This window comes from Lacticaseibacillus brantae DSM 23927, from assembly GCF_001436115.1.
In the GTDB taxonomy this organism is placed as follows: Bacteria; Bacillota; Bacilli; order Lactobacillales; family Lactobacillaceae; genus Lacticaseibacillus; species Lacticaseibacillus brantae.
Genome location: NZ_AYZQ01000004.1, coordinates 61,143 through 84,857, shown reverse-complemented (window position 1 = coordinate 84,857; position 23,715 = coordinate 61,143). Strand labels below are relative to the sequence as shown.

Below are 23,715 nucleotides of genomic sequence, written 5' to 3'. Positions count from 1 at the left end.
ATACCTTTGAAAAATTCAGAATTTAAACGCTATTTAAAAATGATTCGGCCGTTTGACTGGATTATCGTGGGCCTATTGCTGATTGGCGCCTTTATTCCCTATGGGATTTTCGCCTACCATGAGCACCAGCAAAACGTCCAACCACAAAACATTCTGACCGCATACGTCACCCATGATGGTAAGCAAGTCTACAAGGTCCAGCTCACCAATCACGAAGGTAAAACTACCTATCGCTATAACGATGGTGACGACTGGAATGTGATTGAAGTCACGGATAACAAAATTGCAATCTCTGAAGCCAACTGTCCTGACCAAGTCTGTGTTCGGCGCGGTCAGATTAGTAAGGCTGGCGAAACAATTGTTTGCCTGCCGCATAAACTTTTGGTTGAAATTAAATCTTCAACCAACAAACCAGATGATGGGGGGCTAGTGACAGAATGAACGCCCAACAAAGTCGGACTCGCCAATATATTTATATTGCGCTGCTTTGCGCTCAAGGTGTCATTATTGGTCTGTTGGAACGGATGATCCCGTTCCCGTTTGCTTTCGCGCCTGGTGCCAAACTCGGCCTGGCTAATCTCATCACCATTGTCTCCTTGTTTACGATGTCTGTTTCTGACAGTTTCTTTCTGATGGTTTTACGTTTACTGATTACCACTTTATTGGGTGGGACGCTTTCCACTTTTCTGTACAGCTCAGCCGGCGCGAGCCTCAGTTGGTTGGGGATGCTCCTCATCATGCAACTTGGCGAAAAACGTGTCAGCATGATTGGTATTTCCGCTGCTGGTGGGATTCTCCATAATGTAGGCCAATTAATTGTGGCCAGCTTGATTGCCCAGAGTTGGACGGTGATGTTGTATCTCCCCGTCTTGGCCTTCATGGGTATTCTGTCAGGGATTGCCGTTGGGATAGCAGCAAACTTTCTTTTTGAACACGTTGATACCCTCAGCCGGTTGCGCTACGCCGATAAACACAAAGGAGGTCACTATGGCAATTCACCCCATGTGGCGGACTTATCCAGACATCCAAAATGAACTAGAAGCCACGTTGTCACTGATTGAGTCCACCATTCAGACTGACAACGTTCCCGTCAAAAACGCCATCATTAAAATGATTAATGCTGGCGGCAAACTACTGCGACCGGCGTACTGCCTGCTGTTCTCAGAATTTCAAGAGACTGATCGCCAGAAAATGATTGCTCTAGCCGCCGCGGTCGAAACCTTACATACCGCTACACTCATCCATGACGACATTATCGATGACTCCCCCGTCAGACGCGGGCTACCATCGATCCAAGCCGAATTTGATCGGGCCACAGCAGTGTATGCTGGTGATTACTTGTTTGTCGTTTGCTTTAAGTTATTGTCCAATTACGCCAGTTCTTTGCGCAGCGTCCAACAAGATGGGCAGAGCATGGAACGTATTTTGAACGGCGAACTCGCTCAAATGGCCCGCCGTTATGATTTGGACATGACCATGGATCAATATTTGCATCAAGTCTCAGGGAAAACTGGGCAGTTGTTTGCCCTCAGTTGTTTCATCGGCGCGTATGAAAGTAACGCCAGTACGTTTTTTGCGAAAAAGGCTGAAGACATTGGCTTAAACATCGGTATTGCCTTTCAATTGATGGATGACATTCTGGACTATACGAGTTCAGAAGCTGATTTTGGCAAGCCGGTGCATGAAGACATGAAACAAGGCGTTTATTCAGCCCCGTTGATTCTGGCCATGCATGCAGACCCCGCTATCAAGTCACTCTTAGGCAAACAAACCGCTATGACTGATGAGGACGTAGCGACTGTTGTGGCCCGCGTGTCGGCAGTCAATGGTGTGGCGCGTGCTCATGACTTGGCACAGGCCTACACAGACAAAGCCTTGAAGGCTCTGCAAAAGCTACCTGATAAGCCAGCGCGCGCGACACTGATTCAATTAACCAAACAGTTATTACAACGCACAATGTAAAAACAGAGCGACCATGACCCTCCCCGTAGGAAGGAACATGACCGCTCTGTTTTTTTGCAATCGAGAGGATTAGTTATTACTTGTTGGCATGAATGGCTTAACCATGTTAGCCAAGGCTTCGATATTTCGAGTCTGGATATACACCCGACCAACGCCGTGAAAACGGGTGACCAAGCCTTCGCCGGTCGTAAAGCCCAGCATGCCACTTGCAGGTTCGATGTCATAATCAAGTGCTGAACTCCAAGCAACGACATGATTATTATCAATGACGAAATCATGACTGCCATCTAAGTCAAGCGGGATCAAATCCCCAAAAGCACTGACTAACATTGTGCCAGTGCCCTGGCTCTCCATAATGAAGAATCCGCCGGTACCACCAAACAGGGCGCCGCTAGTTTTTTGCCGGATCATGTTGTAACTAGCCGTGCTGTCAGCGGCGAGAAACGCACCAGTATTTAAACGCCACTGATGATCTGCATCAATGGTTAATTCCTCAATGCGACCAGGATTGCCGGGGGCAATGGCCAGCTCACCATCATCAGCGGTCCCAGAGGCTGTCGTGATGAAGAATGACTCGCCAGAAGTAACACTACGGCCAATCGCGCTCATTAACCCGCCAAGGCCGCCTTTGCCATTGCTATTCATCTTGCCTTCCAATTTGATATTACCGTTGTGATAAATCATCGCGCCAGATTCGATTTGGACTTGTTGGCTGGTCCCAAGTTTCAAAACCGCAATCGGAAATGTACTGCTGCCCTGTAATTCATATTGCATATTAATGAACCTCCCTCATTGAATAATTCTAGTGTACACGCTTACAGGTAATTTCCCAAACATAAGCCCAGGCTGACTGCAATCAGTCCACTGACCACACTGCCAAAGAAATACGTCAAAGCCGCCACGATCTGACGATCACGTAGCAAAATGACTAATTCAGTATTGTAAGTTGAGAAGGTGGTATAGCCACCACAAAAGCCTGTCATTAGCAGCAGCCCCAATAACTGGGGCAACTGTAGACCAGCTAGCAAGCCAATCACAAACGAGCCACTAATATTAATGCCAAAGGTCGCCCAAGGCAATCGGTTCTGATACATTCGTCCCACTTGCGTCAGTACATACCGGGCCACAGCCCCAACTGCTGCCCCGCCAGCGACCATTCCAAATTCAATCATAATGATGGCCGCCTTTCATATGTTGAGCTGTCAAATACCCTAATCCAGCCAACAAGAACCCACCAGCCAAACTGACCATCATATAAGCCAAACCCAACCACATGGACCGTGTAAGTAAGTGAAGACTATCCAAGCTAAACGTCGAAAAAGTCGTGAAAGCCCCAATCAATCCGGTACCTAAGCCGGTGATTGCCCAATCGGGCAGATCACTCATTGGCCCCAGCCAATAAGTGATTAAAGCCAAGCAAAAGCTGCCGACCAAGTTCACAACCAAAGTGGCTGCAGGCCCGTTAATCAATAAGCCAATGGCATAACGGAGACTGCCACCCAGTGCACCAAATCCGGCTACAGCCAAGAGACTTGCCAATGGTGCTTTAAATTGGCGATACCGCATAGCGCCCACCTCATTTCCGACCTAGTATAGCATAGCCCTCCGACTCACTGCGAAGTGAAGCGAATCAGCTTTTGGCGAATTTGGCGAATCAGGCGTTGTTCTTTGGCCGTGAAAGTCCCACTCGATTCTTGCATCAACCGCAACAAAATGGTTTGCTCAATCGTCGATAATTGCTGGTAGAACTGGGGCAATTCCACGCGCATTAAGAATTGTTCTTCGGCCACATCAAGCCGACCACCGGGCAAAAGACGTTCGAGGGCGATTTGCTCAATCAGGAAGCTCTGAGCATCGGCTGCTCGCTTTTGCGCGTAGTGGCGGCGTAATAATGAACGAATGTGTGAGAGCAGTACCATCCGATAATAGGCGCCAAATTGCGAGCCGCTGCTGCCATCGAAATGCTGGGCAGCCTTGAGCATGGCAATTCTGGATTCTTGCAACCAATCATCCCGGTCAAATTCACGCAGATGATAGGTCCGGATGACGGTCCGAACGAGAGGTAGATACTTGGTGAAGAGGTTGTCAAAAGCGGTTGAATCATTCGCGGCCTGGCGGATTAAATCATGCAGCAATTGTTCCATTTCTTCCTCCTGGCAAAGCGATAGGAATGAGCTCAGTGTAAAAGTCAGCCAACGATTTAACTAGCGAACGCCTGTACTAATGTATCGAGCCGCGATACGACACAAAAAAGCCATCAGCTTGGAAGTGATAATTCCAACGCCAATGGCTTACGAAATATTTTGTGTTAAAAGCGTCACTCTCAAGCATTCCAAGCCGCAACGGCTGAGACTAACGATCAACCTTGGGCCGATGCTCTAGGGTCCGTCGCATCTTCTCAAGCATGAGCAATTGACTGGCATCCCACGGCACATTACGGCGCGTCAATGCTTGGGCAAAGGTTTGGGTGGCATCTTCAAATTCGCGTCTTGCTCGCAAAACTTCGGTGAGAAATTCCCGTGACGAAATCCGCAAGGCTCCCCGCGAAAAGACTGTCCACTGTTCAGCCTGGTCACTTGTGACCACAGTCAGCTGATTTAAATGGGTATTGAGTTGCTGGGCCAATTTTTCAATGTAACTATCAGCCGTTTCATCTTCTTTGGTAAAGACAACAGTTAAATCCCATTTGGAATAATTCTTACCAATCCCCGGTACATACATCGCATCGAAGACCACAATAATTTGTCGATCTTCGTAACTGCGATACTCGGCCAACACATCTAGAAGTCGATCCCGGGCGGCATCAAAGTGATCCTCAGCCTTCAGTTTAGCGAGCTCTGGCCAATTCCCGATGACATTATAGCCATCGACAATCATAATCTGGTTCTTCATGATGACACCTGCCGACTCGAGAAGGCTTGATACATCAAGACACCAGCAGCAACACTGGCGTTCAGACTTTGAACATGACCAACCATTGGAATGGTAAGGGTTGCATCCATCAACTTGGCCACACCGGGCGAAATCCCCTTGCCTTCGTTACCAATCACCAAGGCAGTCGCGCCACTGGCATCCCATTGACGGAAATCTTGACCGTCCATGGCTGTGCCAAAAATCCACATGCCGCGTTCTTTCAAGATGTTGATAGTCTGAGCCAGGTTCGTGACCCGAGCCACTTTGACATGTTCAATCGCCCCAGTACTGGTCTTAGCCACAGTGCTGGTAAGGCCAACTGCTCGATGTTTAGGGATAATAATCCCGTGAACACCAACAGCATCAGCCGTGCGCATGATTGACCCTAAGTTATGCGGGTCTTCAAGATTGTCCAGAATCAAGAAAAACGGGGCTTCATCCTTTTCGGCCGCAACCGCGAATAAATCATCAATTGAGGCGTAGGCGTATGGTGCAATCGTCACCATGACACCTTGGTGATTGCCACCATCGCTGAGTAAGTCCAACTTAGACTTAGGAACTTGACTCACCACAATTTTCTTTTGTTGCGCCTGTTGCACGATTTGGTGGACCGCGTCACTGGATAGATCGGCCTGAACAAACAGTTTGTTAATGGTTTGGACACTGCCAGTCTTCAAGGTCTCAGCCACAGCATGGCGTCCAAACACGAATTCACTTTGTTCCGCTTCATCTCCGGTCTCAACAGGAACTTGAGGCTGAATGTCACGCGGTTTAGCATTGCGCCGATCAAATTTAGGCTTGGAACGGTTATTACTTGGCTGGCGCCGATTTTGGTTGGCTTTGACCATGACCGGTCCCCCCTTTCTCTACATAATCAATACACCAATGCGCTAATTCAGCCACGCGTTCTGTGGCCCCGCTCAGATGTAAGTAGCCGAACAACGCTTCAAACCCGGTTGAAATCCGGTATGTGACCACGCTAGTATTTTTAGCATGGGTGTAACTCTTAGCATTACGGCCACGCGTATAAATATCTTGTTCTTCTTCAGTCAGTAAATTCGCGGCAAGCATCGCTTCAATCAAGGCAGCTTGGGCCTTGGCTGAAACAAAAGCTGTGGCAGCTTTTTGCAATTGATTGGGCCGAACCAGGCCGCGTTCTAATAAGTGCTGGCGAATGTAGACTTCATAGACTGCATCCCCCATATAAGCTAATGTAATGCCGTTTAATTGTTTGGGTGTCAAGCGCGACGCCACCTCGTTCCTTGGGGAGTATCTTCGAGTAGAATGCCTTGTTCCGCCAGTTCATCACGGATGGCATCACTGCGAGCAAAATCTTTGTTTTCACGGGCTAAATCCCGTTGGTGAATCAAATCTTCAACATCTTGGTCAAGCAGTTGCGGTTTCTGGAAAGTCACGCCAAAAATCTGCAGCCAGGCATTAAAGGTATCCAATAGATCGGTAATCGTGACCGCATAGACCACATCACGATTAGCATACTCATTCATTAACTTAGCGAGGTCGTAAACGACCGTCAGGCCATTTTGGACGTTAATGTCGTCGTCCATCTCGGCAATGAACCGCTCTTGCAGAGCCGTTAACTGATCTTGCACATCTTCATCAGCGCCATCTGCAGCGTTGGCTTGGCGATACTGGAGATTAGTTTGTGCAATCTTCAACCGATTCAAATTGTTCTCCGCATCCTGCAGATTTGCTTCAGAATAGCGAATTGGCCGCCGATATTGCGTAGAGGCCATGAAGAAACGTAGGACCATTGGATCAACCGTCTTAATGATGTCATGCACGGTAATAAAGTTGCCGAGTGACTTACTCATTTTCTGATCATCATCACCAATGGTCACAAACCCGTTGTGCATCCAATAATTGGCAAAAGTTTGGCCGGTTTTGGCTTCCGATTGCGCAATTTCATTCTCGTGATGCGGAAATTCTAGATCTTGGCCACCGCCATGAATGTCGATGGTGTTGCCTAGGAGCGTCGTACTCATCACTGAGCACTCAATGTGCCAGCCAGGCCGGCCAGCCCCCCAAGGCGTGTCCCAGGACACTTCTCCGGGCTTAGCCGCCTTCCATAGCGCAAAGTCAATCGGATCTTCCTTACGATCGGTTTCTTCATCGCTGACGTGTTGACTGGCGCCTTGTTCAAGTTCGTCAATATTCTGATGGGATAATTCGCCATATTTGGCAAACTTGCGAGCCCGATAATAAACGTCACCATCCGATTCATAAGCATAACCCTTATCAATCAGGTCTTGAATGAAATCGACAATCTCCGGAATCATCTGACTAGCGCGGGGATTTGTCGTGCCTGGCTCAATCCCGACCGCCTTTGTATCTTCCATAAAGGCGTCAATAAACCGCTGCGATAATTCACTTGGTGTCTCATTGCTCTCATGGGCTGCTTTGATAATCTTGTCATCAACATCAGTAAAATTGGAGACGTAGTTCACCTTATAGCCGCGGTATTCGAAATACCGGCGAATAGTGTCAAACGCAATGGCACTACGCGCGTTCCCAATGTGAATATAGTTATACACCGTCGGGCCACAGACATACATATGAATCTCGCCAGGTACAATTGGCTTGAATGGTTCTTTTTGCCGGGTCAATGTGTTGTAAATTTGCAGCATAGAACTTCTATCCCTTCGTTAATGTCCTTTAGCGTAATCTTACCCGAGTTTGAAGAAGATATAAAGTACAGAGCGTGAACAATCCCGTTTAACAATCGAGTACGAGTAAGATTTCGACAAATCATTGAGATGATGGCGCAGAAAATCAGCCTCCGCAGCGCTGCATCCAAAAAGCGCCCAACATCCGCAGATGCTGAGCGTTTCACGATGGCTTACTTTAATTTGCTTGCCACAAAGTTAATGTTGTCGAGCGTCTTTTGGCGACCCATCAATTCGATAGTTTCAGCCAGTTGTGGCCCATGCATTTGGCGCGTTGCCGCAATCCGAATTGGCATGTACAACTTACGGCCCTTAGCGCCCGTTTCAACCTTAACTTCGTTGATGATTTGATTGATTGAATAAGCTGTGAATGTGTCCAGCGCCTTAATCTTAGCTTCAAAAGCAGCCAAGACAGCAGGAGCAGTTTCATCAGCTAATTCTTTCATTTCATCATCGGTTAAATCACCAGGTTCAACAAAGAAGATATCAGCTAATTTGGTAATTTGAGCGGTGTAACTCATGTGATCTGTATACAAACTGATTAATTGCCGCGCCCATTCAACCGTTTTGGCATCAGGGTCCGCTGGCAACATGCCGTCTTCAATCAAGTTGTTCAACGACAGACTCATCAATTCATTAGGATCAGCTTTTTTCACGTATTGGTTGTTAACCCATTCCAACTTCTTGTTATCAAAACGCGCTGGGCTCTTGCTCAACCGTTTCGGATCAAATTGTTGAATGAAGTCCTTTTTCGAGAAGATTTCACTTTCACCAACAGGTGACCAGCCCAACAACGTGATGAAGTTGAACATTGCTTCTGGTAAGTACCCTAATTCACGATATTGTTCGATGAATTGGAGCACTGATTCGTCACGCTTGGATAACTTCTTGCCGGTTTCACCATTGATAATCAGTGTCATGTGGCCAAAAGTTGGCGCTTCCCAGCCAAAGGCATCATAAATTGCCAATTGCTTAGGTGTGTTGGCAATATGGTCATCCCCACGCAAAACGTGACTAATTTGCATCATGTGATCATCAACCACAACAGCAAAGTTATACGTTGGCATGCCATCGCGCTTCAAGATGACAAAGTCGCCACCTAAAGTATTGGCTTCGATACTGATTTCGCCCTTAACAATGTCGTCCCATTCATAGGTCTTATCCGTTGGGACGTGGAAACGAATCACAGGGGTTAATCCCTTTGCCTTGGCTGCTTCAATAGCGGCCGCTTTTTCAGCATCGGACATGCCTTCATATTCATATTCATAATGTGGCATTTCGCCCCGCGCTTGTTGCGCTTCGCGATCGGCTTCGAGTTCGGCTTCGGTCTTGTAAGATTCATATGCTTTGCCTTCATCAATTAATTGTTGAATCAAAGGCATATAGATGTCTTTCCGTTCAGATTGACGATATGGGCCAAAGTCGCCAGGTTTATCAGGGCCTTCATCCCAGTCAATTCCTAACCAGTGTAAGTTATCAATCTGGCTCTTTTCGCCATCTTGAATGTTACGTTTGGTATCGGTATCTTCAATCCGTAATACCATTGTGCCGTTGTTGTGCCGTGCAAACAGATAGTTAAATAATGCCGTCCGCGCATTCCCAATGTGTAAATGCCCGGTTGGACTTGGTGCATAGCGCACCCGAATTGGTCGATCTGCCAAGTCATTACGCCTCCATTTTTAGATAACAATGCATTGTTAGTGTACCATACCTGGCTTAACCTGACAGTGCTCAATTCACTTTCATTGCTTCGCCGCCTAAATTATCGGCGGCCAAGCCACTGGGCGGCTGAAACCACCAGTCCCACGACGATGGCCATAATCGCCGCCTGCCACCAAACGGACAAAGACGTATGGTTTAACACGACCGCCGTAATCCCTGCAGTGACGCCGATGGCCATTGCCTGAGCACCTCGACTTTTTAACATCATTCTCACACTCCTTTTGCCCAGAGTGTACACGCGACCGACAGCAACGTCATCAAAAAAATCCCCGCTTTTGCGAGGATTGATGCTTAATAGAATGAAGGCTTATCGCCATCAGTATTCGGTTGATTGACGCCGAGCGATTCATGGATGTGTTCACTTGGGTTCTGGATGAGCTTGACCACGAAATCAGCAATGCTGGCCCGGGATACTTCCGTCCCCTTAAATGCTTCACCCTTTTGCGTTAACTCATAACTGACCAAGGATTTATTCGACAACCATGCCGGCCGAATAATAGTGTAGTCCAAATCAGAAGCTTCAATAACATCAGCAGCGGCCCGATAGGTCTCAATGTAATGAGAAGGATCGAGTTGTTCATGATTCCAACGGCCAAAAGCACCAGGTACTTCATCATAGATGCCTAAAGTTGAAATCCAAATCAACCGCTTGACGCCCACAACATCCATTGCGGCGACAACCGCCTGAGCCTGGGCTTTAATGTTACCACCGCCGAGATTAGCATACACGACGTCTTGTCCTTGCATGGCTTTCTCCAAATCAGCCTGACTCGCTGCATCACCATCAGTCACTTGCTCACGATTAGCATCAGTCATACTGAGTCGAGAAGCATCCCGCAGAAACAAATTCAAATGGGCGTCGGTGTCTTGGAGTAACTGTGCTGTCGCCAGTTGAGCAATCTTTCCGTGAGCACCTAAAATTAAGACATTAGTCATATAATTTCCCCTCGTTTCCTGATCCTGTTCTGTTGCTTACGCTTACATTCTACACCTTGAATATTCACTTGTGAAATGTAAGTCCGCATTATCCCAATAAAAAAGCCAACCGCTGTAACGGTTAGCCAAAATTGCTACTTGTCTTTTAGTTTCTTTTCTTGATGGGCAGGCTTAGCAAAAATCATGCGGCCGGCCGCTGTTTGCAGTGCGCTGGTCACAATGACCTCCAGCGGTTGGTTCATGTAATACTGGCCATCTTCAACGACAATCATGGTACCATCATCCAAGTACGCCACACCTTGTTGCCGTTCGGTCCCAGACTTAATGACTGTGACCTTCATACTTTCACCTGGAATCACTTCTGGCTTCAGCGCATTGGCTAAAGCGTTGATGTTAAACACAGGAACATTCTGGAACTGACTGACTTTGTTCAAGTTGTAATCGTTGGTCACCACAATCCCATCAAGCAATTTAGCCAGCTTAATAAGCTTGCTATCAACTTCCGTCATATCCTCAAAGTCGCCGTCATACATTTCGATATTGATTTCTGGATCTTCTTGCATGGCATTGAGGATATCCAACCCGCGTCGACCACGACCACGCTTGAGTGAATCCGCAGAGTCAGAGATTAACTGTAACTCGTGAAGCACAAACGTTGGCACCATCAAGGTCCCTTCAATAAAACCGGTCTTAGCAATGGCCTGGATGCGGCCATCAATGATGACACTAGTATCAAGAATTTTGTATTTCCGGAAGTTATCATCCGCTTTACGTTCAAGCACTTGATCGGCGTTCTCATCTGGCGTTCGCTTGTTACGCGAAATCAATTTCCGCCATTCTTCACGTCGCGTTGTGCCCACCCGAAAACCTAGATAGCCCAAAATCACCATCAAGATAATCGGTAACACCAAGTTAAGACCTGCCCATGGGAGATTGTATAATGGCAGTGAAATAATAGCAGCCAGCACGAGGCCGACGATTGTTGAAAGGCTCCCAAACAGCAAGTAACTTGGTGACTGTGAACTCAAAAATGCTTCCGCTCGCTTCATTTGACGCAGAATCCAGCCTGATAACATTTCGCCAATCAGTCCGAATACGACTGCGCCAATTAGTGCGTTGGTCACTGGATGTGTCAACCATAGTGGCATTTGCCCAATGACGGTCCATAACCCGGGCAATACTGCTAAGCCGACCCCAATTCCCAATAACCCGAAAATTAGTACGACAATTCGTTTATTCATCGAATCCCTCCTTCACTTTTAGTTAAACACCTTGTGTAGCGCTTCGCCAACGCTGGTGACGCCAATCACTTCGATTTTATCTGGCGGATTGAAGCCATTGAGATTATTCTTGGGGACAAAGATACGCTTAAACCCTAATTTAGCTGCTTCTTTGATCCGATCTTCAATCCGATTGACCCGGCGAACTTCACCAGTCAGCCCAATTTCACCGACAAACGCATCCGTTGGCAGAATCTCTTGGTCCCGATAGGAAGAAGCAATCGCAACCGCCATGGCTAAGTCGATGGCGGGCTCGTCAAGTTTGACCCCGCCTGTGGCCTTGAGATAGGCATCTTGGTTCTGCAACATTAAGTTGGCCCGTTTCTCGAGGACAGCCATGATTAAGCTGACACGATTGTGATCCAAACCACTGCTGGTACGTTTGGCGTTCCCATACATCGTTGGCGAAATTAGTGCTTGAATCTCGACTAAGATTGGACGCGTCCCTTCCATCGAAACCACCACCGCGGACCCAGTGGCCCCGGCCAATCGTTCTTCCAGGAAAATTTCTGATGGATTGGCGACTTCTTCTAACCCATTCTGGTGCATTTCGAAAATGCCAATTTCATTCGTCGACCCAAAACGATTCTTTACGGACCGCAGAATCCGGTAAGTGTGGTGCATGTCACCTTCAAAGTATAAGACAGTGTCAACCATGTGTTCCAGGGTCTTAGGTCCGGCAATGCTTCCGTCTTTAGTCACATGCCCCACAATGAAGATTGTAATTTGGTTAGCTTTGGCAATCCGCATCAATTCGGCCGTGACCTCGCGAATCTGTGAAACTGACCCCACTGCCGAATTCATATCTGGCACGTTCATCGTCTGAACGGAATCAATGACCACATAATCAGGTTGTAGGTCATCAATGGCGGCCTGAATACTTGGCATGTCAGTTTCGGGATACAGATACATCCCTGAATCCGCCACTGTTAATCGACCAGCCCGCATTTTGATTTGGCTGGCACTTTCTTCACCAGACACATAGAGCACCTTGCCGCCTGTCTGGGCCAGTTGCCCAGACACTTGCAATAGCAAGGTCGACTTCCCAATCCCAGGATCGCCACCGATTAGAATCAAAGAGCCTGGGACCACCCCACCACCAAGCACACGGTTGAGTTCACCCAACTGAGTTTTGATACGATTTTCTTTTTCGATGGTCACATCGGTTAACTTCTGTGGTTGAATCTTACTCCCTGTGGTGGTGACCCGTGGCTGAGCTGCCGCCTGCGTTGGGGTTGTGGTCTCTTCAATAAATGAATTCCATGCCCCACAATTTGGACACCGGCCAAGATAGCTCGCTGAAACATAGCCGCATTCTTGGCAGATATATCGTGTTTTATTTTTTGCCATTGGTTCTCCTTAACTATTAATGGCCGGTCGAACCGAAACCGCTTTGGCGCACTTGATCAACGGGTTGATCATTATCGGCTTTAAGGAATGGCATGAAGATGCCTTGGCCGATACGATCACCTTTCTTGATGATGACGTCTTTTGGTCCATAGTTGACCAGTTGAAAGAAAATTTCGCCTTCGTTATCTGAATTATTATAGTAATCGGCATCAATCACACCGACACCATTGGGCAGGATAAGCCCACGTTTAAGCGGATTGCTCGAGCGATTCGCAAGAATTAAGACTTCATCAGGTTGCATATAGGCCTTAATCCCCGTTGGAACTAACAGCGGCTTGAGAATCTTGCTCGCTCGCTTAAAATCTTGATCAGTTAGTGGATGCTCATTGCGAATCAAGCGAAACAACCGAATAAAGTCATAGCGCCAAATACTGCGGAGGACAAAATCCTCCCGAGCAAAAAAATCGTACCCAGCTGCCTGTTTTGTTTGGCGCACTGGAAGGTGTAAGTCTTGATCTGCATAGGTTGAAACAATTTCAAATCCGCGCGTTGCCATAATATCCTCCTCGGGTTATCTAGTCTTAATCATACCATGCACACTGCCCAGTCGCTATCGTCTACCCCCATCTTGAAATCGGCTTTATAAATTGTTACGCTTAGCCAAAAGGAGGCGTTTCCATGGATTTTGAACACGAATCAGGCCGGTTCTTCAAGTTGGATGCCAACGGCCAACTCCTGGCTGAGGTGACTTACCAGTCAATTGCCAACAACACGGCCTATGCGATTGACCACACTTTTGTTGACCCAAGTCTTCGGGGCCAAGGGATTGCAAGTCAACTAGTCAAAAGTGTGGTTGATTTGGCTCGGACGGAAGGCAAAACAATCCAACCATTGTGCACCTTTGCCGTCCACGAATTCGAAACGAAGCCCGAGTATGGCGATATTTGGCGGCGCGGTGCAGCTGAATAATTTTCTGAAAACATCAAGTCTGAGATTAAAAGTTTCGCCATAATTCGGTTTTCGAGCCAGCAATTCGTTATAATGAATTTATTATCAGAAAAGGATGCGTGACGATGGATCAAAATGAGCTCAAACGGATCGCGGCAGTCAGAGCTGCCGATTTTGTTGAAGATGGCATGATTGTTGGTTTAGGAACTGGTTCAACGGTAACCTACTTAGTTGAAGCTATCGCAAAACGGGTGCAAGCTGAAGGGTTACACATCACTGGCGTCGCCACCAGCAAGCGAACCGGCAAACAAGCCAAGGCTTTAGGTATTCCGATGAAAGGCATTGATGAAGTGCCTCACGTCGACTTGACCATTGATGGCGCCGACGAAGTGGATAAGAACTTCCAAGGTATCAAAGGCGGCGGCGCAGCCCATGCGTTTGAGAAGATTGTGGCCACCAGTTCAACCAAAAACATTTGGATTGTTGATGAGTCCAAAATGGTTGATACCCTCGGTCAATTCCCTCTACCCCTCGAAGTTATTCCTTACGGGAGTACAAAAGTATTCGACCGGCTTAACAATGAAGGCCTAAAGCCAGTATTCCGCCTCGACGACAACGGCGATCGCGTTAAGACTCACTCTGACAATTACGTCATTGATCTACACGTCGGCAAGATTGATCATCCGCACTTACTAGCCAACTGGCTCATCAGTCAAGTTGGTCTGCTCGAACACGGCCTGTTCTTGGACATTGTTAACACAGTCGTTGTTGGCACTCAAGAGGGCGTGAAAGTGCTTGAGGCAAAACGGGCCTAACCCTACAATAGATTCCGCAAAAAACTCCGCCGGCTAAGCCGCACGGAGTTTTTTTAGTTATCCTTCGTGTTGAACACCGCTTCAATCGCACCGAGGTCAACCTCATTCGTTGACCGGAAAATCAAATCCGCGTCCTCAAGAATCCGAGGATCACCAATCCCAACTGAGAATTGCCCGGCGGCATTAATGCCAGCAATTCCGGCAGCGGCATCTTCCATCCCCACCACTTCACTATTATCAAGATTAATCAAGGCAGCCGCCCGTTCAAAAATTTCGGGATCGGGCTTGCCATGCCGCAATAATGTTGGATCCACGATTCCGTCAAAATCTCGAATTAATCCTAAGCGTTCAATAATTGCTGGCGCATTCTTAGACGCGGAAGCAATCGCGGTCTGATAACCGGCCGCTTTGACTGCTTCTAGGAATTCTTTCATCCCAGGCAAGATATCAGCAGGGGTCATATTTTGAATCAGTTTTAAGTAGTAGTCATTTTTTTCTGAGGCCATCACCGCTTTTTCAGTATCAGTGTAAGCCTCTTCTTTATGACCAAATTTTAAAATCGTATTCAATGAGTCCATCCGGGAGAGCCCTTTTAACTGCTCATTAACAGATTCATCAATCACAATTCCTGTTTCCTCTTCCGCAACACGTTTCCAAGCTTCATAGTGATATTGTGCGGTATCGGTAATCACACCATCGAGATCAAAAACAAAACCTTTTAGCATTCGTAGCCCTCCTTGTTCCTCAATACCTTTTATTCTACACTTTGCTCACGCACTTGAGAAATTCTAGCGCCCATCCTCATCGGATTCTTTGCCGATCTCACCAAACTGAAAACGGATTCCTGCAAACCGGTATCCTTAACGGCTTTTATCTCACAGAAAATCCCAAGCGCCCTCTAACTTTTTGTCTCCCAAGGCTAGTAACCAATGCTTTCATCAAAATTTTAACGAACCGCCATTTAGCACTCCGGTATTGACGTGGCAAAAACCATTGTTTTAAAAGCCTTAAAAGTATGGTACCATATTTCTTGTTCAATGTTTTATCATCAATTCTTAATATTAGGGAGTGTTTATATGAGTGGCGAAATTTCCACAGATCAAATCAAACAATACGCCGGCGACTTGTCAGCGACCCCTGCCAGCAGCGTGATTCAAAAGGCAGTCATGAACAACGGTGTCTTGGCTAGCAGCGAAAACACCGACAGTAAGGTCAACATGACCCCGACTTTCTCAATTGAATTAGATACGGGCGACGTGGCCAACCAGAAACAATCTGGCCGTTGCTGGATGTTTGCCGCTCTGAACACCATGCGGCATGGCATTCAAGCCCAATTTAAGATTAAAGATTTCGAACTATCCCAAAACTACACCAACTTCTGGGACAAATTCGAAAAGTCTAACTACTTCTATGAAAATATCATTGCGACTGCCGGCGAATCTCTGGACAGCCGCAAGGTGGCCTTTTTGGTCGCAACGCCTCAACAAGATGGTGGTCAATGGGACATGTTGACAGCCATCATTGATAAATATGGGATTGTCCCTAAGTCTGTGATGCCTGAAACTTACAACTCCAGCAAGAGTTCTGAGTTAAACAGTGTCCTGAACTTGAAGCTCCGCAAAGACGCTGTCACCTTGCGTGACCTCGTCAATGGTGGCGCTAGCAGCGATGATGTCCAAACGGCTAAGTCCAAGATGTTATCCGAAGTCTACCGGATTTTGGCTTATACCTTAGGAACCCCTCCAACCAGATTTGACTGGGAATACCGTGATGATGACAAGGTCTATCACATCGATCGCGACTTAACCCCAAAGACCTTCTTCAACAAGTACGTTGGCTGGAACTTAAAAGATTATCAAAGTATCATCAACTCCCCAACCGATGACAAGCCATACAACCACTTGTACACTGTTGAAATGTTAGGGAATGTTGTTGGTGGCCGTGAAGTCCGGCACTTGAACTTGGACATTGATACCTTCAAGCAATTAGCCATCAAACAACTTGAAGCTGGCGAATCCGTTTGGTTTGGTAGTGATGTTGGTCAAAGTTCCGACCGTCAAATTGGGATTTTGGATACTCAAATCTACGATAAGGACAGCCTCTTCTCCACTGACCTACACATGACCAAGGCTCAACGCTTGGATTACGGCGAAAGCCTTATGACGCACGCCATGGTCTTGACTGGTGTCGATATCGTTGATGGCAAACCAACCAAGTGGAAGGTGGAAAATTCTTGGGGTGACAAGGTTGGGAACAAGGGTTACTTTGTTGCCAGCGATGCTTGGTTCGATGAATTCGTTTATCAAGTTGTCATCAGCAAGAAGTATCTGCCACTTGAACTCCAAAATGTCATTACTGACGAATATGACAAGCCAACTGTCTTAGCCCCTTGGGATCCAATGGGCGCGTTAGCTTAAATCATTCGATCTAATAGCAATCAAAAATAGACTGTGATCAAACCCAGCTGGGCGGTCACAGTCTATTTTTTTATGCCATTGTTGCTTGTGGCTTATGCATGAACCGGCGCACAAGATACTTCCGGCCCTCTTCCAATAAAATCAATGGAATTGGAATGCAGATGAGAATCAACCATTCAACGCCGCCCAGTGGCGCGGTGTTGAAAAGCCCTTGTAAGAACGGCACATACATTAAGCAAGCCAGCAAGAACACTTCAAAGACAATCCCAAAAATGATGTGGTGATTGCTAAAGATGCCAATTTTAAAGACCGAAGAGACTTGGGTCCGACAATTAATGGCCGCTGCAATCTGACAGAAGACAATCGCGGCTAAGGTCATAGTTGTGGCCTCACGGTAAACGGGACCACTGGCGGCCAGCGCAATGCTAGGCCAGCCATAGGTACTATTCACGAAGAAATATGCCAGTGACGAAATCACGGACGCACCTAGACCATACAAGCCAAAAGCCTTCCAGATAATGGAGCGATTCAGCAAATGTGCTTTGCGCGGGCGTGGTGGTTGATCCATAATCCCGGGTTCGCTCTTTTCAGCGCCTAGGCCAAGCGCTGGCAACATGTCAGTCCCCAAGTCCACAGTCAGAATCTGCATGACGGTTAGTGGCAATGGCACTAAGCCCCGTGTCAGCAGGAACAACACGGAAGGAATGGCTTCGGGCACGTTTGAATTCAAAATATAAAGCAGGAACTTTTGAATGTTGCTGTACACGGTGCGGCCTTCTTCAATCGCGGCCACAATTGACGCAAAGTTATCATCAGTCAAAATCATATCGGCAGCATCCTTGGCGACGTCCGTCCCGGTTACACCCATGGCAATCCCGATGTCGGCCTTCTTCAATGCTGGGGCATCATTCACCCCATCACCAGTGGAAGCCACAACTTCACCATTTTTCTGACACATGGTCACGATCCGGAATTTATGTTCAGGTGCGACCCGAGCAAAAATAACTTCGCCTTTAACAGCTTGTTGAAGCTCTTCGTCACTCATTTTGTCGAGTTGATCACCAGTGATGACTTGGGCTTGATCCGAGGTCAGGCCAATCTTGACGGCAATACTCTTGGCGGTTAAAGCACTATCGCCAGTGACCATGATAATGCGGATGTTGGCACGGTGGCATTGCTTAACCGCGTCATAGATTTCTGGCCGTGGTGGGTCAGACATTGCTGCCAGCCCGACGAACGTCATGTGTTGCTCGGCGTTAGCGATGGTGTAAGCCGCTGGATCAGGAGTCACCGTCTTAGCCTCGGTCCGGTAAGCAAACGCCAACGAGCGTAAGCCTTCAGCAGCGTACTTCTTGTTGGCACTGTCAATCGCCGTGCGGTCGGCATCGGTGATTGGCCGCACTTGCCCACCATCCAGAATTTGGTCACAGATTTGAATCACGCCATCCAGCGCGCCTTTGGTGTACAGCACGCGACTATCGTCAACGGCTTGTTGTACGGTAGTCATCCGCTTACGGTCAGAATCAAAGGGCAGCTCTGCCAACCGCGGTGTGGCTTTCAACTGATCAGTTTTATTCAACCCGGCCTTATCAGTCACAATGACCAAGCCGGCTTCGGTTGGAGTTCCGAGAATTTTAATGGTGGATTGCGAATCGCTGGCTGGCACAACTTGCGTATCGTTATTCAGTAGCGCGATGTCCAACAACCGCGCCAGGTCAGGATCCTGAGTAGCAGGAAAATCCTGATTATGTAATTGAATATGGCCATTGTTCACGTACCCCGTGCCGGTCACGGTATATTCCTGACTTGGCAACCAAATATGGTTCACAGTCATCTGATTTTGCGTCAGGGTCCCGGTCTTATCAGAACAAATCACGGTGGTTTCACCAAGGGTTTCAACACTATTCAAATCCTTGAGTAACGCGTGCTTTTTGGCCATGCGAGTCGTTCCTTGTGCTAATGACAAGGTGACTGTTGGCAGCAAACCTTCTGGAATAAAAGCGACAATCATCCCGAGCGCAAAAATGAATGACTTAGCCACGGGGTAATGAACGAAGAAGATGGCCAAGACGAAGAACGCAATCCCAATACCAATCGCGATTAACGATAATTGTTGAGTCAGACGATTCAGTTCCCGTTGTAATGGTGACGTGGTCTGCTTCTGGTTTTGAGTGAGTTGAGCAATTTTCCCAAACTCCGTGTTCATCCCTGTGGCAATTGCCGTCGCCGTCGCGGTCCCGCTAGTCACAATAGTCCCGGCAAAGACAACGTTTTGCAGCGCGAATTTACCGTCACCTTTGGCATACGTGGCCTGTTTAAACACTGGCAACGATTCACCGGTCAGTGCCGATTCGTCCACCTGCAACGAAGAAACTTCCGTCAGCCGGGCATCAGCCGGGATTGCATTACCAGCTTGCAGTTGGAACACGTCCCCTGGCACTAAGTCTTCGGCATCAATCTGGGTTACCTTGCCGTCACGCACAACGTTCACGTAAGTTGGTAACATTTTGCGGAGTGAATCAGTCGCCTTTTGCGCGGCATGTTCCTGCCAAAATGAGAAACACCCGTTGATAATATTCACGGCCCAAATGGCAATGCCTAATTCTGGCATGCCGGCAAAAAGGGCCACAAACCCGCTCACCCATAATAGCAACGCCATCAATGAAGTGAAATTCTTCAAAAACTTCAACAATTGCGATTGTTTCTGGCCATGCTGAATGGTGTTTGGACCGACTGTTTCCAGCCGCGTGGACGCGGTTGTCGCGCTTAACCCTTGTGCACTTGTGTCTAACTGCTGATCCAAATCGGCTAATGTCATCGAAGCGGCACTGTCGGTTGTGATTGTCTGATTTCCCATGTCTTACCCTCACCTATCCGATTAGTCATTCGCACCCTTCTAAAAATGCCGTGCTTCTTCAAGAAGTCACGGCTAAGAGTGGTGTTTTTATTCTTTTGTTAACCAAGCTTTGTTTTGAACATTTAACTGCATATCCAAGGTATAACACAAAGGTTGCGCGTTGCCAATTTCCACACGATCAATTTCAGTATCTGGGATGGCCTCAAGGAATTTAACCATGGCTCGTAAGGTCGAACCGTGGGCCACAACCAGCTGATTCTCGCCCGCCAAAAGTCCCGGCGCAATCTGATCGGTCCAATATGGCAACAAACGATTGGTCGCTGTGGCCAAGCTCTCGCCACGAGGAATAATGCTGGCTGGGAAACGGTGATAACGTCTTGAACGGGATGGCCGTTGCAGTAGTGGTGGCGTTTGGGTAAAACTCCGCCGCCATTGCGCCACTTGTTCCTTTCCAAAAGCCTCACGGGTCAAATCCTTGTTCAACCCGCGCAAGGCCCCATAGTGACGTTCATTCAACCGCCAACTTTTGGTAATCGCCACATCATCTTGCCCGATAGCTGACTGCACGATGTAGGCAGTTTTGATTGCCCGTTTGAGGACGGACGTGTGCACATGATTGAAACGAATGCCAGCTTGTGCCACAGCTTCGCCTGCTGCTTGCGCTTGCTGCTCTCCCTTGGCCGTCAATGGCACATCGGACCAGCCCGTATACGTATTGGCAAAGTTGGCTTCACTTTCGCCATGTCGAATTAACACTAGTTGTACCACAAGAATCGTCCTCCCTTATCAGTCTTTAGTATACCATGCCTGAAACTTACAAAAGTGTCACATAGGCCGCTTTTTTGTTCGATAGTTCTATGGCTGCTGGCGATCGCCTGACATAAACTTAGGTCATCAAATCAAATTGGCTTAGAGAAAGAGGCGATACTGATGGGATTATCAACAAAACGAGTTGCCGGCGCAATCCTTGCTGGACTGGTTGGGATTATTGGCATGAGTTATCTCTTAGTCACCCACTACTTACAACTTGGCAACCAACAAAGCAGTTATCAAGAAGTCACAACATATAAAGCTGACTAAACGCTGATTGACCTCAAGGACCCACCCACGATTGCAATTAACTGCTGCAGGGCAAACTGCGCTGTAACCGTTAGTTGCAATTCAACAGACATCCCCGTCACCCGAGCAAGTGGTGCGTCCAGCGATGATCACGCGTTTGAACATAGAAATAGGGTTGGGACAAAACCGCCGTTTTGTCTCAACCCTATTTTTTTATTGTTCGTGATGCCAAGGATTCATGGCATCGACTCGTTCCATGAAGTTCTCACCCATGAAGGTAATCACGGAGCCAATCAGAATGATGACAATCCCGATAATTGTTGTCACTGGGATATTTTCACCGAGGATAATCGCAGCTAAAATCGGCGCCAAACCCGGCTTGATGAAGAAGACCAGAGAAGCAGTTGAAACATCTGAACGTTCCATCGCCATGAAGTACAAGGCAAAACCACCACCGGTAATCCCAATCCCAATGAACAATAGCAGTGGTAATGTACTCCAGCTAATCCCTTGGAAAACTGGGATATCGACGAAGACGCCCTTGCCCAACCAGTTCTCAATCAGCGGCAGATGACTGAGGCCAATCACGGCCAGCAATTCAATCGCGCCCGCGAAGAAAGTAAATGTAGTCATGGTGATCCCGTTATAACCGTATTTCTGTGAGCCATACCGAGACACAATACTATACAGACCGAAGAGCACAGCTGACATCAGCGCCATCATCAACCCAAAGGGATTAGACAGGTGCGCCGGGTTCACGATGACGAGTAAGCCAATCACTGAAACCACCACTGAAATGATACTGCTGCGGCTTAATGATTCGTGCAAAATTATGTAAGAGAAAATTAAGGCAAAGACTGGATTACAGGAGAACAGCACCGCAACGGGGGCTGCGGGGGCGTTCTCGACAGCTATCTGGTAGAACGTCATACTGACCACCACACAGATGAAGCCGGTTAAAGCAAATAGCGACCAGTGAGCCCGAGCTGTCAATTTGTTGGTCCGCAAGAACTTCAGCGCCATAGGCAGCAGCACGATGCCCCCAATCAGAAACCGCAAGAAATTCATTTGTAACGCCGAGAAGACCGGTCCCGCAATCTTCAAAGCAATTTCCATCGAACTAAATAAAAAGGTTGATATGGCGATATAGCCAATCGTTCTTTTCAAAACATTCCATCCCAATCTTTGTAAGTTACAAACAAGTATATCACTTTCTGAAATCCCACATGCTCACCGCTTTACATTTTCAAGAATCTGACCGTAAAATGGTTAGAGCAATTACGTCGAAAGGATCTGAGTCAATGCCCGAACAAGCCGAAAAAGCAGTCAGCATGCCTGAGCTCTTCTATGATTTAATTTATGCCTATGCCATTGGGCGCATGACCCAAGCAGTCGCGACGCCAACCTATGGCCAAATTCCTTGGCTCAACCTTCTCGAATTCTTAATGATGTTCCTGGTCTTCTGGAACCTCTGGAGCTACCAAACCGTTTTTGCCAATCGCTTCTATACCGGCAAACTGGTTGATAACCTCTTTCTATTTATTGATATGTTCCTGGTCATCTATCTGTCGACAGCCCTCAATATTGATTTTGCCGCCACCAAAGTTGCCTTTCAACTGAGTACTGGCATTCTACTGATTAGCGTGGGCCTACAATATCTGATTGCAAACCGGACTCATCCCACGCCAATGAACAAGCCATTTATGCTTGTCTTGTTCGCTACTGGGATTGTCTCAGCACTATCAATCATTCCTGATGATTATCGTATCTCCTTTGGCATTTTTCTGGTGGCCACCTTGGCGGCTTCGTTTGGTCCCATCTTCTTAATCCCATTGCAGCGCCAAGTGCCAACGCATTTTGACCATTTAACGGAGCGCTATTCACTTTTCACCTTATTAATCTTCGGTGAGGCTGTGATTGCGGTGGCCGATGTGCTGCACCACGGGCTGACTGTCAATTACGTGGGCTATTTTGTCGTCATCGTCTTAATGTTCATCAGTTATATTCAAGTCTATGAAAGTGGCATCGATCGGCACCGCCGCACGTCCGGGATGGCTGCGATCCAATTGCATTACCCAATGTTAGTGGGTAATCTACTCAGTTTCACTTTCATTCGCCTCTGGCTCGAGGGCGAACTTAATGCCTTTTGGTTCCTACCAGCCTTTGGTATCAGCTTCTTCTTGTACGTGATTAGTCTTTCTGCCTATCTGGCGACCTATCGCAAGCCTGGTATCGACGTCGGTCATAAGCGGCTGTTCTATCTGCTCTTCTCATACGGCCTCTTTATTGTCTACGGGTTAACGACTGTCACGATGCCTCTGCTATTCTTGCTGGGCCTAATCGCCTACCTGGTCGCTAATAATTTGTATCTGTGGCAATTCGTTTTGCATCCGAACCGCTAGGCGTATACTAATAACAAAAGGAGAATGATGATGAATACTTATGATGTAACCTTCCATACAGTCGACGGCAAGTCCTTGGTGAAGCGCAACGTTCAGAGTGAACACAACAACGAACGGGTGTGGGAAGACGCCGTTGAGAAATTTGACGCTGACCACTTGTTTATTCGAATGAACGATGCCACCTTGGTCAGCATTGTCCGCAGCGCGGTCGTGCGAATTGACATGACTGAACTACCAAGTGAGGAAGTCAAAAAGCAAAATCGGCGCGATGAATTCCGCGATGCTATCTACACCATGGGCCAAATCGGCCTCTAAACCGAATAAAGGGGTTGTGACAAAACTAAGTTTTGTCACAACCCCTTTTTGAATT

Annotated in this window: 27 protein-coding genes; 9 read left to right on the top strand and 18 right to left on the bottom strand. The window is 47.5% G+C overall.

The features are described 5' to 3' along the window. Nucleotides 1–39: 39 nt before the first annotated feature. From FC34_RS07870 to FC34_RS07860, 3 genes are read left to right on the top strand one after another with little or no spacing between them, the layout of a single operon-like run. Complete coding sequence (locus FC34_RS07870; RefSeq protein ID WP_057894980.1) at nucleotides 40–441, top strand: NusG domain II-containing protein; 402 nt, start codon at nucleotides 40–42, stop codon at nucleotides 439–441. After that, nucleotides 438–1,034 (top strand): Gx transporter family protein, encoded by a 597-nt coding sequence (locus tag FC34_RS07865; protein WP_057894870.1) that lies wholly within the window; start codon nucleotides 438–440, stop codon nucleotides 1,032–1,034. Before FC34_RS07870 ends, FC34_RS07865 begins: the two co-directional genes overlap by 4 nt. Continuing rightward, nucleotides 988–1,962, top strand: coding sequence for a polyprenyl synthetase family protein (locus FC34_RS07860; protein ID WP_057894869.1), 975 nt, complete (start codon nucleotides 988–990; stop codon nucleotides 1,960–1,962). Before FC34_RS07865 ends, FC34_RS07860 begins: the two co-directional genes overlap by 47 nt. A 69-nt stretch (nucleotides 1,963–2,031) precedes the next feature. Here the strand turns inward: FC34_RS07860 and FC34_RS07855 are convergent, their stop codons facing one another. From FC34_RS07855 to FC34_RS07795, 14 genes are all read right to left on the bottom strand, one after another. Next, entirely contained in the window at nucleotides 2,032–2,736 is a 705-nt protein-coding gene (locus FC34_RS07855) for a TIGR00266 family protein (protein ID WP_057894868.1), read from the bottom strand. Between the two features lie 41 nt (nucleotides 2,737–2,777). Further along, nucleotides 2,778–3,134: a fluoride efflux transporter CrcB gene (crcB, locus tag FC34_RS07850; protein WP_235803413.1), complete on the bottom strand. Its 357-nt coding sequence runs from the start codon at nucleotides 3,132–3,134 to the stop codon at nucleotides 2,778–2,780. Further along, a complete protein-coding gene (locus FC34_RS07845) occupies nucleotides 3,127–3,528 on the bottom strand; it encodes a fluoride efflux transporter FluC (protein WP_057894867.1) in 402 nt (133 codons plus the stop codon). The genes crcB and FC34_RS07845 overlap by 8 nt, the downstream gene beginning before the upstream one ends. Before the next feature lie 44 nt (nucleotides 3,529–3,572). Next, the gene (locus tag FC34_RS07840; protein WP_057894866.1) at nucleotides 3,573–4,106 is read right to left on the bottom strand and encodes a sigma-70 family RNA polymerase sigma factor; all 534 of its coding nucleotides are present in this window, start codon (nucleotides 4,104–4,106) and stop codon (nucleotides 3,573–3,575) included. A gap of 208 nt (nucleotides 4,107–4,314) precedes the next feature. After that, nucleotides 4,315–4,854 (bottom strand): NYN domain-containing protein, encoded by a 540-nt coding sequence (locus tag FC34_RS07835; protein ID WP_057894865.1) that lies wholly within the window; start codon nucleotides 4,852–4,854, stop codon nucleotides 4,315–4,317. Continuing rightward, nucleotides 4,851–5,723, bottom strand: coding sequence for a 23S rRNA (guanosine(2251)-2'-O)-methyltransferase RlmB (gene rlmB / locus FC34_RS07830; RefSeq protein WP_083479300.1), 873 nt, complete (start codon nucleotides 5,721–5,723; stop codon nucleotides 4,851–4,853). Before rlmB ends, FC34_RS07835 begins: the two co-directional genes overlap by 4 nt. Further along, on the bottom strand, nucleotides 5,686–6,078 hold the full coding sequence (locus FC34_RS07825; protein WP_057894977.1) for a Mini-ribonuclease 3: 393 nt from the start codon (nucleotides 6,076–6,078) through the stop codon (nucleotides 5,686–5,688). The genes rlmB and FC34_RS07825 overlap by 38 nt, the downstream gene beginning before the upstream one ends. Nucleotides 6,079–6,113: 35 nt before the next feature. After that, nucleotides 6,114–7,520 carry a cysteine--tRNA ligase gene (gene cysS / locus FC34_RS07820; protein ID WP_057894864.1) on the bottom strand — a complete coding sequence of 469 codons (1,407 nt, stop codon included), beginning with the start codon at nucleotides 7,518–7,520 and terminating at the stop codon, nucleotides 6,114–6,116. Nucleotides 7,521–7,732: 212 nt separating this feature from the next. Continuing rightward, nucleotides 7,733–9,220: a glutamate--tRNA ligase gene (gltX, locus tag FC34_RS07815; protein ID WP_057894863.1), complete on the bottom strand. Its 1,488-nt coding sequence runs from the start codon at nucleotides 9,218–9,220 to the stop codon at nucleotides 7,733–7,735. 101 nt (nucleotides 9,221–9,321) lie between these two features. After that, a complete protein-coding gene (locus FC34_RS09710) occupies nucleotides 9,322–9,489 on the bottom strand; it encodes a hypothetical protein (RefSeq protein ID WP_157052276.1) in 168 nt (55 codons plus the stop codon). Between the two features lie 83 nt (nucleotides 9,490–9,572). Beyond that, nucleotides 9,573–10,217, bottom strand: coding sequence for an SDR family oxidoreductase (locus tag FC34_RS07810; protein ID WP_057894862.1), 645 nt, complete (start codon nucleotides 10,215–10,217; stop codon nucleotides 9,573–9,575). Nucleotides 10,218–10,351: 134 nt separating this feature from the next. Further along, nucleotides 10,352–11,458 carry a PIN/TRAM domain-containing protein gene (locus FC34_RS07805; protein ID WP_057894861.1) on the bottom strand — a complete coding sequence of 369 codons (1,107 nt, stop codon included), beginning with the start codon at nucleotides 11,456–11,458 and terminating at the stop codon, nucleotides 10,352–10,354. Between the two features lie 18 nt (nucleotides 11,459–11,476). Further along, a complete protein-coding gene (radA, locus tag FC34_RS07800; protein ID WP_057894860.1) occupies nucleotides 11,477–12,847 on the bottom strand; it encodes a DNA repair protein RadA in 1,371 nt (456 codons plus the stop codon). 16 nt (nucleotides 12,848–12,863) lie between these two features. Continuing rightward, nucleotides 12,864–13,403: a dCTP deaminase/dUTPase family protein gene (locus tag FC34_RS07795; RefSeq protein WP_057894859.1), complete on the bottom strand. Its 540-nt coding sequence runs from the start codon at nucleotides 13,401–13,403 to the stop codon at nucleotides 12,864–12,866. A gap of 122 nt (nucleotides 13,404–13,525) precedes the next feature. On the opposite strand from FC34_RS07795, the gene FC34_RS07790 reads away from it, so the two are divergent. Both FC34_RS07790 and rpiA read left to right on the top strand, forming a co-directional pair. Further along, a complete protein-coding gene (locus FC34_RS07790; RefSeq protein ID WP_057894858.1) occupies nucleotides 13,526–13,816 on the top strand; it encodes a GNAT family N-acetyltransferase in 291 nt (96 codons plus the stop codon). A 104-nt stretch (nucleotides 13,817–13,920) separates the two neighbouring features. Continuing rightward, nucleotides 13,921–14,610 (top strand): ribose-5-phosphate isomerase RpiA, encoded by a 690-nt coding sequence (rpiA, locus tag FC34_RS07785; protein ID WP_057894857.1) that lies wholly within the window; start codon nucleotides 13,921–13,923, stop codon nucleotides 14,608–14,610. Nucleotides 14,611–14,663: 53 nt separating this feature from the next. Here the strand turns inward: rpiA and pgmB are convergent, their stop codons facing one another. Then, nucleotides 14,664–15,335, bottom strand: coding sequence for a beta-phosphoglucomutase (gene pgmB / locus FC34_RS07780; protein WP_057894856.1), 672 nt, complete (start codon nucleotides 15,333–15,335; stop codon nucleotides 14,664–14,666). Nucleotides 15,336–15,686: 351 nt separating this feature from the next. Between pgmB and FC34_RS07775 the strand changes: the two genes are divergently transcribed. Further along, nucleotides 15,687–17,027, top strand: coding sequence for a C1 family peptidase (locus tag FC34_RS07775; RefSeq protein ID WP_057894855.1), 1,341 nt, complete (start codon nucleotides 15,687–15,689; stop codon nucleotides 17,025–17,027). Nucleotides 17,028–17,097: 70 nt separating this feature from the next. Here FC34_RS07775 and FC34_RS07770 read toward each other — a convergent pair whose 3' ends face one another. Together FC34_RS07770 and FC34_RS07765 are read right to left on the bottom strand one after the other, a co-directional pair. Continuing rightward, the gene (locus FC34_RS07770) at nucleotides 17,098–19,884 is read right to left on the bottom strand and encodes a cation-translocating P-type ATPase (protein WP_083479299.1); all 2,787 of its coding nucleotides are present in this window, start codon (nucleotides 19,882–19,884) and stop codon (nucleotides 17,098–17,100) included. A gap of 87 nt (nucleotides 19,885–19,971) precedes the next feature. Continuing rightward, the gene (locus FC34_RS07765) at nucleotides 19,972–20,652 is read right to left on the bottom strand and encodes a 2,3-bisphosphoglycerate-dependent phosphoglycerate mutase (protein WP_057894854.1); all 681 of its coding nucleotides are present in this window, start codon (nucleotides 20,650–20,652) and stop codon (nucleotides 19,972–19,974) included. 162 nt (nucleotides 20,653–20,814) lie between these two features. Between FC34_RS07765 and FC34_RS09705 the strand changes: the two genes are divergently transcribed. Continuing rightward, nucleotides 20,815–20,964, top strand: coding sequence for a hypothetical protein (locus FC34_RS09705; RefSeq protein ID WP_157052275.1), 150 nt, complete (start codon nucleotides 20,815–20,817; stop codon nucleotides 20,962–20,964). A 192-nt stretch (nucleotides 20,965–21,156) separates the two neighbouring features. Here the strand turns inward: FC34_RS09705 and FC34_RS07760 are convergent, their stop codons facing one another. Then, nucleotides 21,157–22,110, bottom strand: coding sequence for a DMT family transporter (locus FC34_RS07760; RefSeq protein ID WP_057894853.1), 954 nt, complete (start codon nucleotides 22,108–22,110; stop codon nucleotides 21,157–21,159). A 134-nt stretch (nucleotides 22,111–22,244) separates the two neighbouring features. Here FC34_RS07760 and FC34_RS07755 point away from each other — a divergent pair, with 134 nt between their 5' ends. Both FC34_RS07755 and FC34_RS07750 read left to right on the top strand, forming a co-directional pair. Further along, the gene (locus FC34_RS07755; RefSeq protein ID WP_057894852.1) at nucleotides 22,245–23,345 is read left to right on the top strand and encodes a low temperature requirement protein A; all 1,101 of its coding nucleotides are present in this window, start codon (nucleotides 22,245–22,247) and stop codon (nucleotides 23,343–23,345) included. Nucleotides 23,346–23,375: 30 nt separating this feature from the next. Continuing rightward, the gene (locus FC34_RS07750) at nucleotides 23,376–23,660 is read left to right on the top strand and encodes a hypothetical protein (RefSeq protein ID WP_057894851.1); all 285 of its coding nucleotides are present in this window, start codon (nucleotides 23,376–23,378) and stop codon (nucleotides 23,658–23,660) included. Nucleotides 23,661–23,715 lie beyond the last annotated feature (55 nt).

Excerpts from the sequence above, each read along its gene's own strand:
- FC34_RS07870 (WP_057894980.1), top strand. The coding sequence starts at position 40 with ATGATTCGGCCGTTTGACTGGATTATCGTGGGCCTATTGCTGATTGGC.
- FC34_RS07865 (WP_057894870.1), top strand. The coding sequence starts at position 438 with ATGAACGCCCAACAAAGTCGGACTCGCCAATATATTTATATTGCGCTG.
- FC34_RS07860 (WP_057894869.1), top strand. The coding sequence starts at position 988 with ATGGCAATTCACCCCATGTGGCGGACTTATCCAGACATCCAAAATGAA.
- FC34_RS07855 (WP_057894868.1), bottom strand. The coding sequence starts at position 2,736 with ATGCAATATGAATTACAGGGCAGCAGTACATTTCCGATTGCGGTTTTG.
- crcB (WP_235803413.1), bottom strand. The coding sequence starts at position 3,134 with ATGATTGAATTTGGAATGGTCGCTGGCGGGGCAGCAGTTGGGGCTGTG.
- FC34_RS07845 (WP_057894867.1), bottom strand. The coding sequence starts at position 3,528 with ATGCGGTATCGCCAATTTAAAGCACCATTGGCAAGTCTCTTGGCTGTA.
- FC34_RS07840 (WP_057894866.1), bottom strand. The coding sequence starts at position 4,106 with ATGGAACAATTGCTGCATGATTTAATCCGCCAGGCCGCGAATGATTCA.
- FC34_RS07835 (WP_057894865.1), bottom strand. The coding sequence starts at position 4,854 with ATGAAGAACCAGATTATGATTGTCGATGGCTATAATGTCATCGGGAAT.
- rlmB (WP_083479300.1), bottom strand. The coding sequence starts at position 5,723 with ATGGTCAAAGCCAACCAAAATCGGCGCCAGCCAAGTAATAACCGTTCC.
- FC34_RS07825 (WP_057894977.1), bottom strand. The coding sequence starts at position 6,078 with ATGGGGGATGCAGTCTATGAAGTCTACATTCGCCAGCACTTATTAGAA.
- cysS (WP_057894864.1), bottom strand. The coding sequence starts at position 7,520 with ATGCTGCAAATTTACAACACATTGACCCGGCAAAAAGAACCATTCAAG.
- FC34_RS09710 (WP_157052276.1), bottom strand. The coding sequence starts at position 9,489 with ATGATGTTAAAAAGTCGAGGTGCTCAGGCAATGGCCATCGGCGTCACT.
- FC34_RS07810 (WP_057894862.1), bottom strand. The coding sequence starts at position 10,217 with ATGACTAATGTCTTAATTTTAGGTGCTCACGGAAAGATTGCTCAACTG.
- FC34_RS07805 (WP_057894861.1), bottom strand. The coding sequence starts at position 11,458 with ATGAATAAACGAATTGTCGTACTAATTTTCGGGTTATTGGGAATTGGG.
- radA (WP_057894860.1), bottom strand. The coding sequence starts at position 12,847 with ATGGCAAAAAATAAAACACGATATATCTGCCAAGAATGCGGCTATGTT.
- FC34_RS07795 (WP_057894859.1), bottom strand. The coding sequence starts at position 13,403 with ATGGCAACGCGCGGATTTGAAATTGTTTCAACCTATGCAGATCAAGAC.
- FC34_RS07790 (WP_057894858.1), top strand. The coding sequence starts at position 13,526 with ATGGATTTTGAACACGAATCAGGCCGGTTCTTCAAGTTGGATGCCAAC.
- rpiA (WP_057894857.1), top strand. The coding sequence starts at position 13,921 with ATGGATCAAAATGAGCTCAAACGGATCGCGGCAGTCAGAGCTGCCGAT.
- pgmB (WP_057894856.1), bottom strand. The coding sequence starts at position 15,335 with ATGCTAAAAGGTTTTGTTTTTGATCTCGATGGTGTGATTACCGATACC.
- FC34_RS07775 (WP_057894855.1), top strand. The coding sequence starts at position 15,687 with ATGAGTGGCGAAATTTCCACAGATCAAATCAAACAATACGCCGGCGAC.
- FC34_RS07770 (WP_083479299.1), bottom strand. The coding sequence starts at position 19,884 with ATGGGAAATCAGACAATCACAACCGACAGTGCCGCTTCGATGACATTA.
- FC34_RS09705 (WP_157052275.1), top strand. The coding sequence starts at position 20,815 with ATGGGATTATCAACAAAACGAGTTGCCGGCGCAATCCTTGCTGGACTG.
- FC34_RS07755 (WP_057894852.1), top strand. The coding sequence starts at position 22,245 with ATGCCCGAACAAGCCGAAAAAGCAGTCAGCATGCCTGAGCTCTTCTAT.
- FC34_RS07750 (WP_057894851.1), top strand. The coding sequence starts at position 23,376 with ATGAATACTTATGATGTAACCTTCCATACAGTCGACGGCAAGTCCTTG.